The sequence below is a fragment of the Micromonospora sp. NPDC049240 genome, assembly GCF_040647835.1.
GTDB lineage: Bacteria > Actinomycetota > Actinomycetes > Mycobacteriales > Micromonosporaceae > Micromonospora.
On record NZ_JBEZCX010000011.1, the window covers coordinates 1 to 18,114 of the forward strand.

The window sequence follows — 18,114 nt, forward strand, 5'->3', positions numbered from 1 at the left end:
GCCGCGGTGACGACGATCCGACCCGGCTGCTGACCAGCCTCGCGGTCGCGCACACCCTCGGCCTGCCCGTCGACCTGACCCGCGTCCTCACCCCCACGACCACCGTCGACCTGCCCACCTACCCGTTCGACCGGAAGCGGTACTGGCTCACCACCACCGCCCGACCCACCCACGACGTCGCCTCCGCCGGCCTCCAGGACGCCGGGCACCCGCTGCTCAGCGCCGCGCTGCCGGTCGCCGACGACCGGACCGTGGTGCTCACCGGGCGGCTGTCCACGCGTACCCACCCGTGGCTCGCCGACCACGTCGTCGGCCGGACCGTCGTCGTCCCCGGCACCGCGCTCGCCGACATGGTGATCCGGGCCGGCGACGAGGTGGACGCCGGTCAGGTCGGTGACCTCACGCTGATCAGCCCGCTCGTGCTGCCCGCCACCGGCGCCGTCCAGGTGCAGGTACGCGTCGGCGCGCCCGGCGACGCCGGCGAACGGGCCGTCACGCTGCACTCCCGGCCCGCCGACGACGGCGACGCCGACTGGACCCGGCACGCCGAGGGTCTGCTGCTGCCGCAGCTTGCCGAACCGGAACCCGGGCCGGGGGAGTGGCCGCCGGCCGGCGCCGTCGAGGTCGACGCGGACCTGGACGCCTGGTACGCCCGCACCGCCGAGGCCGGCCTCACCTACGGGCCCGCGTTCCGCTGCCTGCACCGCGTCTGGCGCCACGGCGACGAGGTGTACGCCGAGGTGGCGCTGCCCGAGGCGCAGGCCGCCGACGCGTCCCGGTTCGGCCTGCACCCGGCGCTGTTCGACGCGGCCCTGCACGCCACCGGCCCCACCGCGCTGCTCGGCACGCCCGCCGAGGCCGGCAGCGGCTGGCTGCCGTTCACGCTCCGCGCGGTCACGCTGCACGCCCACGGCGCCACCCGGCTGCGGGTGACGATCCGCTCGCTCGGCCCGGACACGGTCGCCGTCGCGCTCGCCGACCCGGCCGGCCGACCGGTCGCCGCCGTCGAGTCGCTGACGTTCCGCCCGGTCGCCGCCGGCCAGGACGACGGCACCGCCGCGCTGCGCCGCACCGCCGTGTTCCACCTGGACTGGACGCTGCTGCCGGCCACCGACACCCCGGCCCCGACCCGCTGGGCGCTGCTCACCGGCGACCGCACCGACCCGGCCGGCGCCGGCCTCGCCGACCCGCCCGGCGGCGACCCCGCCGGGCTGGCCGCCACGCTGGCCGGAGCCGGGCACCGGGTGACCGTCCACCCCGACCTGGACGCGCTGCTCGCCGCCGTGGACGGCGACGACGACGTACCGGAGATCGTGGTCGACCTGCGCGGCGGCCCCGGCCCGGACCCGGAGCGGGTGGACGCGGACGCCCACCGCGCCGCCCGCGACACGCTCGCGCTGGTGCACCGGTGGCTGACCGAACCCCGCCTGGAGGCCGCCCGCCTGGTGCTCGCCACCCGGGGCGCGGTCGCCGCCGCGCCCGGCGAGGCCCCTCGCGACCCGGCCCGCGCCGCGGTGTGGGGGCTGGTCCGCTCCGCCCAGTCCGAACACCCCGGCCGGTTCACGCTGCTCGACCTGGACGACGCCGCCGCCACGCTCGACGCGGTGCCCGCCGCGCTCGCGTCCGGCGAACCGCAGCTCGCGCTCCGCGACGGCGCCGCGTGGACGCCCCGACTGGTCCGGGCCCGGGACACCGGCGTGCTGACGCCACCCGGTGACCGGCAGCCGTGGCGGCTCGACGTCACCGAGAAGGGCACGCTGGAGAACCTGGCGCTGCTGCCGGTGCCGGTCGAGGCCGGCGCGGTGCCGGCCGGGCACGTCGCGGTCGAGATGCGCGCCTCCGGCCTCAACTTCCGGGACGTGGTGCTGGCGCTCGGCATGGTCCCCGGCCAGGAGGTGCTCGGCAGCGAGGGCGCCGGCGTGGTCCGCGAGGTCGGCCCCGGCGTCACCGACCTGAAACCCGGCGACCGGGTGATGGGCATCTTCGCCGGCTCGTTCGCCACCGTCGCGGTCACCGACCACCGCATGGTCACCCGCATCCCGGACGGCTGGTCGTACGCGGAGGCGGCCGGCGTGCCGGTGGTCTTCCTGACCGCCTGGTACGGGCTGGTCGAGCTGGGCCGGCTCACCGCCGGCGAGTCGGTGCTGGTGCACGCCGCCACCGGTGGCGTCGGCATGGCCGCCGTGCAGATCGCCCGGCACCTCGGCGCCGAGGTCTACGGCACGGCCAGCCCCGGCAAGTGGCCGGTGCTGCGCGCCACCGGCCTCGACGACGCGCACATCGCCTCCTCCCGCTCCCTGGACTTCGTCGACGAGTTCCGGGCCCGCCGCGCCGGGCGGGGCGTCGACGTGGTGCTCAACTCGCTCGCCGGCGCGTACGTGGACGCGTCGCTGCGGATGCTCGACAGCGGCGGCCGGTTCGTCGAGATGGGCAAGACCGACCCGCGTGATCCGGCCCGGGTCGCCGCCGACCACCCCGGCGTCAGCTACCAGGGTTTCGACCTGATGGCGGCCGGCCCGGCCACGGTCGGGCGGATGCTGGCGGAGCTGATGGCGCTGTTCGCCGCCGGCACGCTGCGCCCGCTGCCGCGCCGCACCTGGGACGTCCGGCGCGCGCCCGAGGCGTTCCGCTTCCTCAGCCAGGCCCGGCACGTCGGCAAGCTCACGCTGACCATCCCGCCGACGCCCCGGCTCGACGGCACCGTCCTGGTCTCCGGCGCCACCGGCACGCTCGGCGCGCTGCTCTGCCGGCACCTGGTCGCCGCACACGGTGCCCGGCACCTGCTGCTGGTCAGCCGGCGCGGCCCGGACGCCGAGGGCGCCGACGAGCTGCTCGCCGACCTCAAGGCCGGCGGCGCGGAGGTGCAGCTCGTCGCCGCCGACCTGGCCGACCCGGAGGCGGTCGCCGACGTGCTGTCCCTGGTGGACAAGCGGCACCCGCTGCGCGCCGTGGTGCACACCGCCGGCGTCGTCGACGACGCCACCGTCGAGAAGCTCACCCCGGAGCGGCTCGCCGCGGTGCTGCGCCCCAAGGTCGACGCGGCCTGGAACCTGCACCGCGCCACCCGCGACCACGAGCTGACCGCGTTCGTGCTCTACTCCGCCGCCGCCGGCCTGATGGGCGGGCCGGGCCAGGGCAACTACGCGGCCGGCAACGCGTTCCTCGACGCCCTCGCCGAACACCGGCGCGCGTCCGGCCTGCCGGCGGTCTCCCTGGTCTGGGGCCTGTGGGCCACCGCCAGCGGGATCACCGGCCACCTCGGCGCGGTCGACCGGCGGCGGCTGGAACGCAGCGGCCTGGTGGCGCTCACCGACCACGAGGCGCTGGCCCTGTTCGACGCCACCTGGCGTTCCGAACGACCCACGCTGATGCCCGCGAAGATCAGCACGCAGGGCACCGGCGGCCCGGTCCATCCGTTGCTCACCGCGCTGGTCCGCGCCGGCACGCGCCGCGGCACGGTCACCGAGGCGGCCGGCGGCCCGGCGTACGCGGAGACGCTGCGCGGCCTGTCCGGCGAGAAACGCGAACGGGCGCTGCGCGACCTGGTGCTGGCGCACGTCGCCGTGGTGCTCGGCGTCGGCGACCCGGCCGGGGTGGAGCCGGACCGCGCGTTCCGGGAACTCGGTTTCGACTCGCTCACCGCGGTCGAGCTGCGCAACCGGCTCGGCGCGGCCACCGGGCTGCGACTGCCGGCCACGCTGGTCTTCGACAACCCCACGCCGGCCGCGCTCGCCGCCCACCTCGCCACGCGGATCGCCGTGCCCGACGGCGCGACCGACGCCTCCGGCGGCGTCGGCCGGGACCTCGACCGGCTCGAGGCGGCGCTGGCCGGGCTCGACCCGGACGACGAGGCGTTCCGCGGCATCACCGAGCGGCTGCACAGTCTGCTGGACCGGCTGACCGCGCGGGAGACGACCGCCGACGACGGCGACCTGGAGTCGGCCACCACCGAGAACATCTTCGACCTGATCGACCGCGAGCTGGAGACGTCTTGACCGCCGGCCGCGACGACATCGGTACGCCGAGTGAGGGTAGGACCACGGTGAACAGCGAGGACGAGAAGTACGTCGAGTACCTGAAGCGTACGACCTCGGAGCTGCGGCGCACCCGGCGGCGGCTGCGGGCGTTGGAGGCCCGCGACACCGAGCCGGTCGCGGTGGTGGCGATGACCTGCCGCTACCCGGGCGGCGTCGGCTCGCCCGAGCAGCTCTGGGAGCTGGTCCGCGACGGCCGCGACGGGATCGGCCCGTTCCCCGCCGACCGGGGCTGGGACCTCGACCGGCTGTTCCACAGCGACCCGGACCACCCGGGCACTAGCTACGTGCGGGAGGGCGGCTTCGTCTACGACGCCGGGGACTTCGACGCCGACCTGTTCGGCATCAGCCCCCGCGAGGCGGTCGCCATGGACCCGCAGCAGCGGCTGCTGCTGGAGGCGAGCTGGGAGGCGTTCGAACGCGCCGGGCTGCCGCTGCCGGCCGTGCGGGGCAGCCGCACCGGCGTGTTCGTCGGTGCCGCCGCGCACGGCTACGACGCGATCCTCGCCCAGGCCGGGCAGGACGCCGAGGGCCACTCGCTCACCGGCAACTCGACGAGCATCGTCTCCGGCCGGATCGCGTACACGCTCGGCCTGGAAGGGCCGGCGGTCACCATCGACACCGCCTGCTCCTCGTCGTCGGTGGCGATCCACCTGGCCGTGCAGGCGCTGCGTAACGGCGACTGCGAACTGGCGCTGGCCGGCGGCGTCACCGTGATGCCCACCCCGGCGGTGTTCGTCGGCTTCAGCCGCCAGCGCGGCCTGGCCGCCGACGGCCGGTGCAAGCCGTTCGCCGCCGCCGCCGACGGCACCGGCTGGTCCGAGGGCGTCGGCATGCTGCTGCTGGCCCGCCTCTCCGACGCGCAGAAGCACGGCTACCCGGTGCTCGCGGTGATCCGGGGCAGCGCGGTCAACCAGGACGGCGCGTCCAACGGGCTGAGCGCCCCGCACGGCCCGTCCCAGGTGCGGGTGATCCGGCAGGCGCTGGCCAACGCCCGGCTCACCCCCGAGCAGGTCGACGTGGTGGAGGCGCACGGCACCGGCACCACGCTCGGCGACCCGATCGAGGCGCAGGCGCTGCTCGCCACGTACGGGCAGGAGCGGGAGACGCCGCTGCTGCTCGGCTCCGTGAAGTCGAACCTGGGCCACACCCAGGCCGCCGCCGGGGTGGCCGGCGTGATCAAGATGGTGCTGGCCGTCCGGCACGGCGTCGTCCCGCCCACGCTGCACGTCGACGCGCCCTCGCCGCACATCGACTGGACCGCCGGCGCGGTCACGCTCGCCACCGAGGCGACGCCGTGGCCGGCCACCGACCGGCCGCGCCGCGCCGCGGTGTCCTCGTTCGGCGTGTCTGGCACCAACGCGCACACCATCATCGAGCAGGCGCCCGAGCCGGAACCGGCCGAGGACGAGCCGGCCCCGGCCCCGACCGCCCGGCCGGTGGTGCCGGTGCTGCTCTCCGCCCGTTCCGCCGACGCGCTCGCCGCCCAGGCCGGCCGCTGGGCGGCCTGGCTCGCCGCCGCACCCGACACGCGCCCGCTCGACGTCGCGTACGCCTCGGTGGTGTCCCGGTCCGTGCTCGACCACCGGGCCGTGGTCGTCGCCGCCGGCCCGGACGACCTGCTCGCCGCGCTGCGCGCGCTCGCCGCCGGTGAGCCGGCCGGCACCGTGCACACCGGTGCCGGCACGCCCCGCGGCCAGCTCGCGGTGCTCTTCTCCGGGCAGGGCGCGCAGCGCGCCGGCATGGGCCGCGAGCTGTACGCGCAGTTCCCGGTGTTCGCCGCCGCGCTCGACGAGGTGTGCTCCTACCTGGACCGGGCGCTGCCCCGGCCGTTGAAGGAAGTGCTGTTCGACGACGGCGACCTGCTGGACCAGACCCAGTTCACCCAGGCCGGCCTGTTCGCGGTCGAGGTGGCGCTGTTCCGCCTCGTCGAGTCGTTCGGACTGACGCCCGACCTGGTCGGCGGCCACTCCATCGGCGAGGTCACCGCCGCGCACGTGGCCGGCGTGCTGACGCTGGAGCACGCCGCCGCGCTGGTCGCCGCGCGGGGCCGGCTCATGCAGGCGCTGCCGGCCGGCGGCGCGATGCTCGCCGTGGCCGCGCCCGAGGCCGACGTCCGCGCCACGCTGACCGACCCGGACGAGCCGGTCGACGTCGCCGCCGTCAACGGCCCGGCCGCCGTGGTGCTGTCCGGCACGGCGGACGCCGTGGACCGGCTGGAGCAGCTCTGGCGGGACCGGGGCGTCCGCACCCGCCGGCTGACCGTCAGCCACGCGTTCCACAGCCCGCTGATGGAGCCGGTGCTGGCGCGTTTCCGGGCGGTGCTGGAGCGGTTGACGTTCGCCGCACCGACGCTGCCGGTGGTGTCCAACGTGACAGGCGAGCTGGCCGACCCGGACGAGATCCGCACCGCCGACTACTGGGTGCGGCACGTCCGGGAGGCGGTCCGCCACGCCGACGGCGTGCACGCGCTGCGCGCCGCCGGCGCCGACACGTTCCTGGAACTCGGCCCCCGCGCCGTGCTCACCCCGCTGACCGCCGACATCCTGCCCGGCGAGCCGGTCCGTGCTGTCGCCGCGCAACGCGGCGACCGCCCCGAGGTCGAGGCGCTGCTGGCCGCGCTTGCCGAGCTGCACGTGCACGGCCACCCGGTCACCTGGGCCGGCTGGTTCGCCGGCACCGGCGCCCGCCGGGTCGACCTGCCCACGTACGCGTTCCAGCGCGAGCGCTACTGGGCCGGTGACGGCACGATCCGGCCGGAGCCCCGCCCGGACGCCGCCGACGGCGACTTCTGGGCCGCCGTGGAACGCGGCGACCTGCCGGCCGTGGCGTCCGAACTGGCCGTCCAGGACGACCCGGACGCGGTGGCCGCGCTCGGCCCGGCCGTGCCGGTGCTGTCGTCGTGGCGGCGCGCCCGGCAGCGCGACGCGGTGCTCGACGGCTGGTCGTACCGGGTCGAGTGGGAGGCGGTCCGTCCCGCGCCCGCCCCGACGCTGACCGGCCGCTGGCTGGTCGTCGCCGTCGACGATCCGGCGCCCTGGGCCGCCCCGCTCGCGGTGGCCGGCGCCGACGTCGACGTGCTCGCCGTGCCCGCCGACACCGACCGTGGTGACCTGGCCGACCTGCTGCGCGGCCACGACGAGGCGGGCTGGCGGGGCGTGCTCTGCGTGCTGCCCGGCCCGGACGCGCCGCGACCCGACGCGCCCGCCGTGCCGGCCGGGACCGCGCTGCTGCTCACGCTGGTGCAGGCGCTCGCCGACACCGGCCGGGCCGGCCGGCTCTGGTGCGTCACCCGGGGCGCGGTCTCGGTGGGCGGCGGCGAACCGCTCGTCGACCCGTACGCGGCGGCTGCCTGGGGCCTCGGCCGGACGGTCGCGCTGGAACAACCCGACCGCTGGGGCGGGCTCGTCGACCTGCCCGCCGACGCCACGCCCGAGCGGGTCGACGCCGACGCGCTGCGCGCGGTGCTCGCCGACGGCGGCCACGACGAGGTGGCCGTCCGGCCGCACGGCACGTTCGGCCGCCGGCTCGTCCCCGCCGCCGTTCCCGCCGGCCCCGGCTGGCGGCCGACCGGCACGGTGCTGGTCACCGGCGGCACCGGCGCGCTCGGCCGGCAGGTCACCCGCTGGCTGCTCGCCGCCGGCGCGACCGAGGTGGTGCTCGCGTCCCGGCGCGGCCCCGACGCGCCCGGCGCCGCCGACCTGGCCGCCGAGCTGCCCGGCGCCCGGGTGGTGCGCTGCGACGTCACCGACCCCGCCGCCGTCACCGCGCTGGTCGCCGACCTGCCGGCGCTGACCGCCGTGGTGCACACCGCCGGCGTCGTCGACGACGGCATCCTCGACGGCCTCGACCTGACCCGCCTGGCTGCCGTGCTGGACGGCAAGGTCCGCGCCGCCCGGGTGCTGCACGACGCCACCGCCGACCGCCGGCTCGACGCGTTCGTGATGTTCTCCTCGCTGGCCGGCGTGATCGGCAGCGCCGGGCAGGGCAACTACGCGGCGGCCAACGCCTTCCTGGACGCGTTCGCCGCCTGGCGCCGCGACCGGGGGCTGCCGGCCACCGCGATCGCCTGGGGCGCCTGGTCCGCCGACGGCATGGCCGCCGCCAGCGCCGAGCTGACCGCGCGGCTGACCCGGGGCGGCGTCAACCCGCTGCCGGCCGAGCCGGCCGCCGCCGCGCTGGGCCGGATCGTCGGCGCCGCCGCGCCGGCCGTCACCGTCGCCGACGTCGACTGGGGACGCCTCGCCGCCGTACGCGGCCGGCCCGCGCCGCTGCTCGCCGGCCTGCCCGGCGTGCCCACCGGACCCGCCGTGGTCGCCCCGGCGGTGGTGGTCGGCCGGTCCCTGCCGCAGCTCACCGAACTGGTCCGCACCCAGGCCGCGCTGGTGCTCGGCCACCCGGCCGGCCGGCCGCTGCCCGACCGCACGTTCCGCGACCTGGGCTTCGACTCGCTCACCGCGGTCGAGCTGCGCAACCGGCTCGCCGCCGAGACCGGCATGACGCTGCCCGCCACGCTGGTCTTCGACCACCCCACGGTCGCCGAACTCGCCGCGCACCTGCACGGCCGGACCGACGACCACACCGGCGGCGCGGTCGTCGCCGCCGACGTCGACAGGCACCGCGAACCCGTCGCCATCGTGGCGATGAGCTGCCGCTTCCCCGGCGGTGTGGCCAGCCCCGAGCAGCTCTGGGACCTGGTCGCCGGCGGCACCGACGCGCTGTCGCCGATGCCCGAGGAACGCGGCTGGAACGTCGCCGAGCTGTACCACCCCGACCCCGAGCACCTCGGCACCAGCTACGTGCGGGAGGGCGGCTTCGTCGACTCCGCGGGCGAGTTCGACCCGGCGTTCTTCGGCATCAGCCCCCGTGAGGCGCTGGCCATGGACCCGCAGCAGCGGCTGCTGCTGGAGGCGAGCTGGGAGGCGTTCGAACGGGCCCGGCTCGACCCGGCCGCGCTGCGCGGCAGCCGCACCGGCGTCTACGTCGGCACCAACGGGCAGGACTACGGCTCGCTGCTGCTGGCCTCCGGGGACGGCGACGAGAACTACCTCGCCACCGGCGTCTCCGCCAGCGTCATCTCCGGCCGGCTCGCGTACACCTTCGGGTTGCACGGCCCGGCCGTCACGGTCGACACCGCCTGCTCGGCGTCGCTTGTCGCGCTGCACCTCGCCGCGCAGGCGTTGCAGGCGGGGGAGTGCGACCTCGCGCTCGCCGGCGGCGCCACGGTGATGGCCACGCCCGGCATCTTCGTCGGTTTCTCCCGGCAGCGCGGCCTGGCCGCCGACGGCCGCTGCAAGCCGTTCGCCGGCGCCGCCGACGGCACCGGCTGGGGTGAGGGCGTCGGCCTGCTGGTGCTCCAGCGGCTCTCCGACGCCCGCCGCGACGGCAACCCGGTCCTGGCCGTGGTACGCGGCAGCGCGGTCAACTCCGACGGCGCGTCCAACGGGCTCACCGCCCCCAACGGGCCGGCCCAGCAGCGGGTCATCCGGCAGGCCCTGGCGAACGCCGGGCTCGCCCCCGACCAGGTCGACGCCGTCGAGGCGCACGGCACCGGCACCACGCTCGGCGACCCGATCGAGGCGCAGGCGCTGATCGCCACCTACGGGCAGGCCCGCGACGCCGACCGGCCGCTCTGGCTCGGCTCGGTCAAGTCGAACCTGGGTCACACCCAGGCCGCCGCCGGCGTGGCCGGCGTGATCAAGATGGTGCTGGCGCTGCGGCACGGCGTGCTGCCGCCCACCCTGCACGTGGACGAGCCCACCCCGCACGTCGACTGGTCCGCCGGCACGGTCGCGCTGCTCACCGAGGCCCGCCCCTGGCCGGCCGGCGACCGGCCCCGCCGGGCCGGCGTCTCCTCGTTCGGCATCAGCGGCACCAACGTGCACACCATCCTGGAGCAGGCGCCGCCGGAGGAGACCGCGCCGGACGACGACGCCGCGCCGGCCGGGGAGCTGCCCTGGGCGCTGTCCGGGCGGAGCGCCGCCGCGCTCGCCGCCCGCGCCCGCGACCTGCGGGCGCACCTCGACGCCGTGCCGGACGCGGCGCTGCCCGACCTGGCCTGGTCGCTGGCCACCACCCGCAGCGCCCACGAGCACCGCGCGGTGGTGCTCGCCGCCGACCGCGACGGCCTGACCGCCGCGCTGGGCGCGCTCGCCGACGGCCGTCCCGCGCCGGACACCGTCACCCGCGCCCCCGGTACGCCGGGCGACGTGGTCTTCGTCTTCCCCGGCCAGGGTTCGCAGTGGACCGGCATGGCCGCCGAGCTGCTCGACACCGCCCCGGTGTTCGCCGAGACGTTCGCCGCCTGCGCGGCGGCGCTGCGCCCGCACGTCGACTGGTCACTGACCGACGTGGTGCGCGGCGTGCCCGGCGCGCCGTCGCTGGAGCGGGTGGACGTGGTGCAGCCGGCGCTGTTCGCGGTCGGCGTGTCCCTCGCCGCGCTGTGGCGCTCCTACGGCGTCCACCCGTCGGCCGTGGTCGGCCACTCCCAGGGCGAGATCGCCGCCGCGTACGTCGCCGGTGGGCTCAGCCTGGACGACGCCGCCGCCGTGGTGGCGCTGCGCAGCCGGATCATCGCCGGCATCGCCGGTGACGGCGGCATGGTCTCGGTCGCCACCACCGCCGACGAGGTCACCGCCACGATCAGCCGCTGGGACGGCCGGGTCTCGCTCGCCGCGATCAACGGCCCGACCGCCGTGGTGGTCTCCGGCGACTCCGCCGCGCTCGACGAACTGGTCGCCCACTACCAGGGGCGGGACGTGCGGGTGCGCCGGGTGCCGGTGGACTACGCGTCGCACTCCGCGCACGTCGAACCGCTGCGCGAGCGGCTGCGTGAGCTGCTCGCCGGCCTGCGCCCGCGCACCGGGGAGATCCGGTTCCGGTCCACCGTGACCGGCGAGTGGATCGACACCGCCGGCCTGGACGCCGACTACTGGTACCGCAACCTGCGGCAGACGGTCGGCTTCGACGCCGCCGTCCGCGACCTCGCCGCCACCGGCCACCAGACGTTCGTCGAGGTCAGCGCGCACCCGGTGCTCACCATGGCGATGCAGGAGAGCGTCGAGTCGGCCGCCGCCGACCCGGCCGCGGTCACCGTGACCGGCACGCTGCGCCGCGACGAGGGCGGCCTGGCCCGCTTCCACCGCGCGGTCGCCGAGGTGTACGCCGGTGGCGCCGCCGTCGACTGGCGGCCCGCGTTCGCCGGCCGGTCCACCCGCCGGCTCGACCTGCCCACGTACCCGTTCCAGCGGCAGCTCTACTGGCCGCGCCCGGCCGCCGCCGCGACCGCCGGGACCACGGCCGGCACGGTCGAGGTGGACGAGGTCGACGCCCGGTTCTGGGCGGCCGTCGAGGCCGAGGACCCGGCCGCGGTCGGCGCCGAGCTGGCCGACGTCGCCGAGGTGTCCGAGGACGCCCTCACCGCGCTGCTGCCCGCGCTCGCCGCCTGGCGTCGTCGCCACCGCGACCAGGCCACCATCGACTCGTGGCGCTACCGCGACAGTTGGCTTCCGGTCGCCCCCGACGGCTCGGCCGCGCCGACCCTCACCGGCGCCTGGTGGCTGGTCAGCGCCGCCGGGGCCGACGCGGATGCCCCCGCCGACGCCGCGGTCGGCTTCGTGGCGGACGCGTTGCGTCGGCACGGCGCCACCGTCGTCGAGATCGCGCTGACCGGTACGCCCGACCGGGACGCGCTCACCGACCGGCTGCGCGACACGCACCGGGACACGCCGCCCGCCGGCGTGGTCTCGCTCCTGGCGCTCGACGAGACGCCGCTGCCCGGCCACCCGCACGTGCCGGCCGGGTTCGCCGGCACCGTCACGCTCACCCAGGCACTCGGCGACGCCGGCGTCCGCGCGCCGCTGTGGACGCTCACCCGGGGCGCGGTCGCCACCGGCCCCGGCGACCCGCTGACCCACCCGACGCAGCAGCTCGCCTGGGGCTTCGGGCGGATCGCCGCGCTGGAACACCCGGACCGCTGGGGCGGCCTGGTCGACCTGCCCGACACCCCGGACGACCGCGCCGCCGTCCGGCTCGCCCGCGTCCTCGCCGGCGCCGACGGGGAGGACCAGGTCGCGCTGCGCCCCACCGGCGCGTACGGGCGGCGGCTGCGGCGCGCCCCGCTCGGCGACACCCCCGCCCCGCGCGACTGGCGACCCACCGGCACTGCGCTGGTCACCGGCGGCACCGGCGCGCTCGGCGGGCACGTGGCCCGCTGGCTCGCCGCCAACGGCGTCGACCACCTGGTGCTGCTGAGCCGACGCGGCCGGTCCGGCGACGGCGTCGCCGAGCTGGAGGCCGAGCTGACCGCGTCGGGCGCCCGGGTCACGGTCGCGGCCTGCGACGCCGCCGACCGGGACGCGCTCGCCGCCGTGCTGGCCGACGTGCCCGCCGAACATCCCCTCCGCATCGTCGTGCACACCGCCGCCGTGCTCGACGACGCGGTGATCGGCGCCCTCACCCTCGACCAGCTCGACCACGCGCTCGCCGCCAAGGTCACCGCCGCGGTCAACCTGCACGAGCTGACCCGCGACCTCGACCTCGACGCGTTCGTGCTGTTCTCCGCGATGGCCGGCACCGTGGGCAGCTCCGGCGTCGGCAACTACGCCCCCGGCAACGCCTACCTCAACGCGCTCGCCGAACACCGCCGCGACCTCGGCCTGCCGGCCACCTCGATCGCCTGGGGCGCCTGGGGCGGCGGTGGCATGGCCGACGGCGAGTTCGGCCGGATGCTGCACCGGCACGGCGCGCCCGAGATGCCGCCCCGGCTCGCGATCGCCGCGCTGCACCAGGCCCTCGCCCACGACGAGACGTTCCTGACCATCTCCAACATCGCCTGGGACCGGTTCCGGGTCGCGCTCACCGCCACCCGCCCGGCCCCGCTGATCGCCGAGATCCCCGAGGTGCGGCGGCTCGCCGCCGAACGGGAACCGGAGGAGACCACCGAGGTCGAGCCGGTCGGCGCGTTCGCCCGGATGGCGTCCGCGCAGCGCCGGCAGGCGCTGCTCGACCTGGTCCGCGACCAGGCGGCCACGGTCCTGAAGTACGACGGCGGCCAGGCCGTCGACCCGCACCACGCGTTCCGGGACCTCGGCTTCGACTCGGTCACCGCGGTCGAGCTGCGCAACCGGCTCGGCACCGCCACCGGGCTGCGGCTGCCGGTCACGCTGGTCTTCGACTACCCGACCGCCACCGTGCTGGCCCGCCACCTCGACGAGGAGCTGGGCGGCGGCGCCGAGACCGAGGCGGTCGCCGGCCCCGCGCCGCTGGCCGACGACGAGCCGATCGCGGTGGTCGCCATGTCCTGCCGGTTCCCGGGCGGGGTGACCGACCCGGAGCGGTTCTGGCAGTTGCTGCACGCCGGCCGGGACGCGGTGTCGGACCTGCCCGGCGACCGGGGCTGGGACGTCGACCGGCTCTACGACCCCGACCCCTACTCCGCCGGCACCTCCTACGTCCGCACCGGCGCGTTCCTCTACGACGTGGCCGACTTCGACGCCGGGTTCTTCGGCATCTCACCGCGTGAGGCCGTGGCCATGGACCCGCAGCAGCGCCTGCTGCTGGAGACGTCGTGGGAGGCCATCGAGCGGGCAGGGGTTGACCCGGGTGGCTTGCGGGGTTCACGAACAGGGGTGTTCGTCGGCACGAACGGACAGGACTATGGGGCCCTGTTGATGGTGTCCGCGGACGAGGTCGAAGGGTTCGCGAGCACCGGGAACGCGGCGAGCGTGGTCTCGGGGCGGGTGGCGTACGTGTTGGGGTTGGAAGGACCTGCGGTCTCGGTGGACACGGCGTGTTCGTCGTCGCTGGTCGCGCTGCACCTGGCGGCGGCCGCGCTGCAACGCGGCGAGTGCGACCTGGCGCTCGCCGGTGGCGTGACCGTCATGTCGACCCCGGGGCTGTTCGTCGAGTTCTCCCGCCAGCGCGGCCTCGCCGCCGACGGGCGGTGCAAGGCGTTCGCCGCCGCCGCCGACGGAACCGGATGGGGGGAGGGCGTGGGGATGCTCCTGGTCGAACGGCTCTCCGACGCCCGCCGCAACGGGCATCCGGTGCTCGCCGTGCTGCGCGGCAGCGCGGTCAACCAGGACGGCGCGTCCAACGGGCTGACCGCCCCGAACGGCCCGTCGCAGCAGCGGGTGATCCGGGCGGCGCTGGCCGCCGCGCGGTTGTCCCCGGCCGACGTGGACGTGGTGGAGGCGCACGGCACCGGCACCACGCTGGGTGACCCGATCGAGGCGCAGGCGCTCATCGCCACGTACGGGCAGGGCCGCGCCGACGTCGAACCGCTGCTGCTCGGCTCGGTGAAGTCGAACATCGGCCACACCCAGGCCGCCGCCGGCGTCGCCGGCGTGATCAAGATGATCCTGGCCATGCGGGCCGGCGTGGTCCCGATGACGCTGCACGTGGACGCGCCCTCGCCGCACATCGACTGGTCGGCCGGCGCGGTGGAGCTGGTCACCGAGAACCGGCCCTGGCCGGGCAGCGGGTCCGGCCGTCGGGCGGCGGTGTCCTCGTTCGGCATCTCCGGCACCAACGCGCACGTCATCCTCGAACTGCCCGACGAGGCGTCCACCGAGCCGGACGCCGTCCGGCCCGGCCTGCTCGACGCCGCCGTCACCGCCTGGCCGGTGTCGGCGCGGACCCGCGACGGGCTCGCCCGGCAGGCCCAGCGGCTGTCCCGGCACCTGCGCTCCGACCCGGCCGACCCCGCCGTGGTGGCCTGGTCGTTGGCCACCACCCGGTCGGCGTTCGACCAGCGGGCCGTGGTGCTCGGCTCCTCGGCCGAGGAACTCCTGTCCGGTCTGGACGCGCTCGCGTCCGGCGCGCACGCCGGCAACCTGGTGGCCGGCGCGGTCGCCGGGCACGGTGCCGGTCCGGTGTTCGTGTTCCCGGGTCAGGGCGCGCAGTCGGCGCGGATGGCTTCCGGTCTGGTCGGTCGGTGCGCGCCGTTCGACGCGGCGCTGGGCGAGTGTCAGGTGGCTCTCTCTCCCTACCTCGATGTCGACCTGGTGTCGGTGTTGACCGGTGACGACGAGTCGTGGTTGGGCCGGGTCGAGGTGGTGCAGCCGGTGCTGTGGGCGGTGGGTGTCGCCCTGGCCGCGGTGTGGCGGCACGTGGGGGTCGTGCCGCAGGCGGTGGTCGGTCACTCGCAGGGGGAGATCGGCGCCGCGTGCGTCGCCGGGATCCTGTCGCTCGACGACGCGGCGCGGACGGTGGCGTTGCGGTCGCGGGCGCTGTCCGCGCTGCGCGGCACCGGGACGATGGCGTCGGTCGACCTGTCCGCCGACGAGGTGACCGCCCGGCTGGGCGGCTTCGACGGTGTCGGGGTGGCGGCGGTGAACGGCCCGGCGACCGTGGTGGTGTCGGGTCCGCCGCAGGCGGTCGCGGATCTGGTCGAGTCGTGTCAGGCCGACGGCATCCGGGCCCGGCTGATCCCGGTGGACTACGCGTCGCACTCCGCGGCGGTGGAGGAGGTCGCGCAGCGGCTTCGTACCGAGTTGGCGGACGTGACGCCGCAGCCCGGTCACACGCGTCTGGTGTCGACGTTGACCGGGGACTGGGTGGACCCGGCGACGATGACGGCCGACTACTGGTACGACAACCTGCGGCAGACCGTGCGGTTCGACACCGCGGTGCGCATGGCGGTCGGGGCGGGTCACACGACGTTCGTGGAGATCTCGCCGCATCCGGTGTTGACCATGCCGGTGACCGCGATCCTGGACGACCTCGGCACGGCCGGGCACACGTTGTCGACGTTGCGTCGGGGTGAGGACGACCCGACCCGGCTGCTGACCAACCTGGCCACCGCGCACAGCGTCGGCCTGCCCGTCGACCTGACCACGGTCCTCGCCGGCACGGACACGGTCGCGCTGCCCACCTACGCGTTCGACCGGGCCCGCTACTGGCCACGCGCCAGCCTCGACGCGCCCGCCGCCGGGGAGAGCCCGACCGGCGTCGACGCCGCCTTCTGGGCCGCCGTCGACAACGAGGACCTCGCGGCGCTCGCCGATCTCACCGCCGCCGACGCCGCCGAATCCCTCGACCGGCTCGGCGCGGCCCTGCCGCTGCTCGCCGACTGGCGCCGCCGGCAACGCGACCGGTCCACGCTCGACGACCTGCGCTACCGCGCCGTCTGGCAGCCGTACGGCGGAATTCCGGTCGGCTACCTCACCGGCGTCTGGTGGGTCGTCGCCGACGAGGCCGGCGCCGCCGAGGCGGAGACGGCGGTGGCCGAACTGACCCGGCGCGGCGCGGACGCCCGGCTGGTGCTGCTGCCCGCCGACGACACCGACCGCGCCGCCGTCGCCGCCCGGCTCACCGCCGCCGGCCCCGACCCGGCCGACCGGGTGCTCTCCCTGCTCGCGCTCGCCGACGGCCCGGTCGACGCCACCGAGCCGGTGCCGCCGTTCCTGGCCCGCTCGCTGGCGCTGATCCAGGCGCTCGGGGACCTCGACGTGGCCGCGCCGCTGTGGTGCGTCACCCGGGGCGCCGCCGGCACCACCCGCGACGGTGGCGCCGGCCGGCCCGAACAGGCCCTGCTCTGGGGCCTCGGCCGGGTCGTCGCGCTGGAACACCCGGAACGCTGGGGTGGCCTGGTCGACGTGCCGGCCACGCTCGACGACCACGGCTGGGACCTGCTCTGCGCCGCGCTCACCGGCCCCGACGGGGAGGACCAGCTCGCCGTCGACGGCGTCACGCTGCTGGTCCGCCGGCTCGTCCGGGCGCCCGGCGGCGGCACCGACCCGGAACTCGACCACGCCGGCACCACGCTGGTCACCGGCGGCACCGGCGCGCTCGGCGGGCAGGTGGCCCGCTGGCTCGCCGACCGGGGCGCGACGCACCTGATGCTGGTCAGCCGACGCGGCGCCGACGCGCCCGGCGCCGCCGACCTGGTCCGCGACCTCACCGACCGGGGCGCCCGGGTCACGGTCGCCGCCTGCGACGTGGCCGACCGGGCCGCGCTCGCCAAGCTCCTCGACGAGGTGCCCGCCGACGCGCCGCTGACCGGCGTCGTGCACACCGCCGGCATCCTCGACGACGGGGTCCTCGACGGTCTCACCGCCGACCGGATCGCCGACGTGCTGCGGCCCAAGGTGCTCGGCGCGCTGCACCTGCACGAGCTGACCGCCGATCGGGACCTGCGCGCCTTCGTGCTCTTCTCCGCGCTGCCCGGCCAGCTCGGCGCCGCCGGGCAGGGCAGCTACGCCGCCGCGAACGCCTACCTCGACGCGTTGGCCGAGCAGCGGCACCGACGGGGCCTGCCGGCCACCTCCGTCGCCTGGGGACCCTGGGCCACCGGCGGCATGGCCGACGCCGACCCCGCCGTGGCCGAACGCCGGCGGCGCAGCGGTGTCGCCCGGCTCGACAGTGACCTCGCGCTCACCGCGCTCGCCGGCTGCCTCGCCCGCCGTGAACCGGTCACCGTGGTCGCCGGCATCGACTGGGCCCGGTACGTGCCCGGCTTCACCGCGGTGCGGCCCAGCCCGCTGCTCACCGGCATCCCGGAGGCGCTCCGCGCCACCGCCGAGCGCGCCGACGACGCCGGCCCCTCCGCCGAGTCGCTCGCCGCCCTGCTCGCCGGGCAGAGCGAGGCGGAACGCCGCAAGACGCTGCTCGACCTCGTCCGGGGCCAGGCGGCGGCGGTGCTCGGGCACGCCTCGGACACCGCCGTCGAACCCGACCGGGCGTTCCGGGACCTCGGCTTCGACTCGCTGACCGCGGTGGAGCTGCGCAACCGGCTCACCGCCGCCACCGGCGTCCGGCTGCCCGCCACGGTGGTGTTCGACTACCCGACCGCCGCGCTGCTCGCCGACTACGTCCGCGCCGCCGTCGTGGACGGGGGAGTGGCCGCCGCCGCGCCGGTCTTCGGCGAACTGGAGCGGCTGGAGGCGGCGCTGTCCGGCGCCGCCCCCGACCGGGGCGCGCGGCTGCGGATCACCGAACGGCTCCGGACGCTGCTGGCCTCACTCAACGAGGTGGACGCCCCGGCGGACGGCGACGGCGTCGCCGACAAGCTCCAGGACGCCACCCCGGACGAGGTCTTCGACTTCATCGACCGCGAGCTGGGGGTGTCCTGACGTGA

The 18,114-nt window shown here is 76.9% G+C and carries 2 protein-coding genes; both read left to right on the forward strand.

Annotated elements, in window-relative coordinates; genetic code table 11:
* Positions 1-3,995, forward strand: a 3,995-nt coding sequence (locus tag AB0B02_RS18140; RefSeq protein WP_357301541.1) for an SDR family NAD(P)-dependent oxidoreductase, incomplete at its 5' end; no start/stop codon positions are given.
* Positions 3,996-4,042: 47 nt separating this feature from the next.
* Positions 4,043-18,109, forward strand: coding sequence for a type I polyketide synthase (locus AB0B02_RS18145; protein WP_357301544.1), 14,067 nt, complete (start codon positions 4,043-4,045; stop codon positions 18,107-18,109).
* The last annotated feature ends 5 nt before the right edge of the window (positions 18,110-18,114 follow it).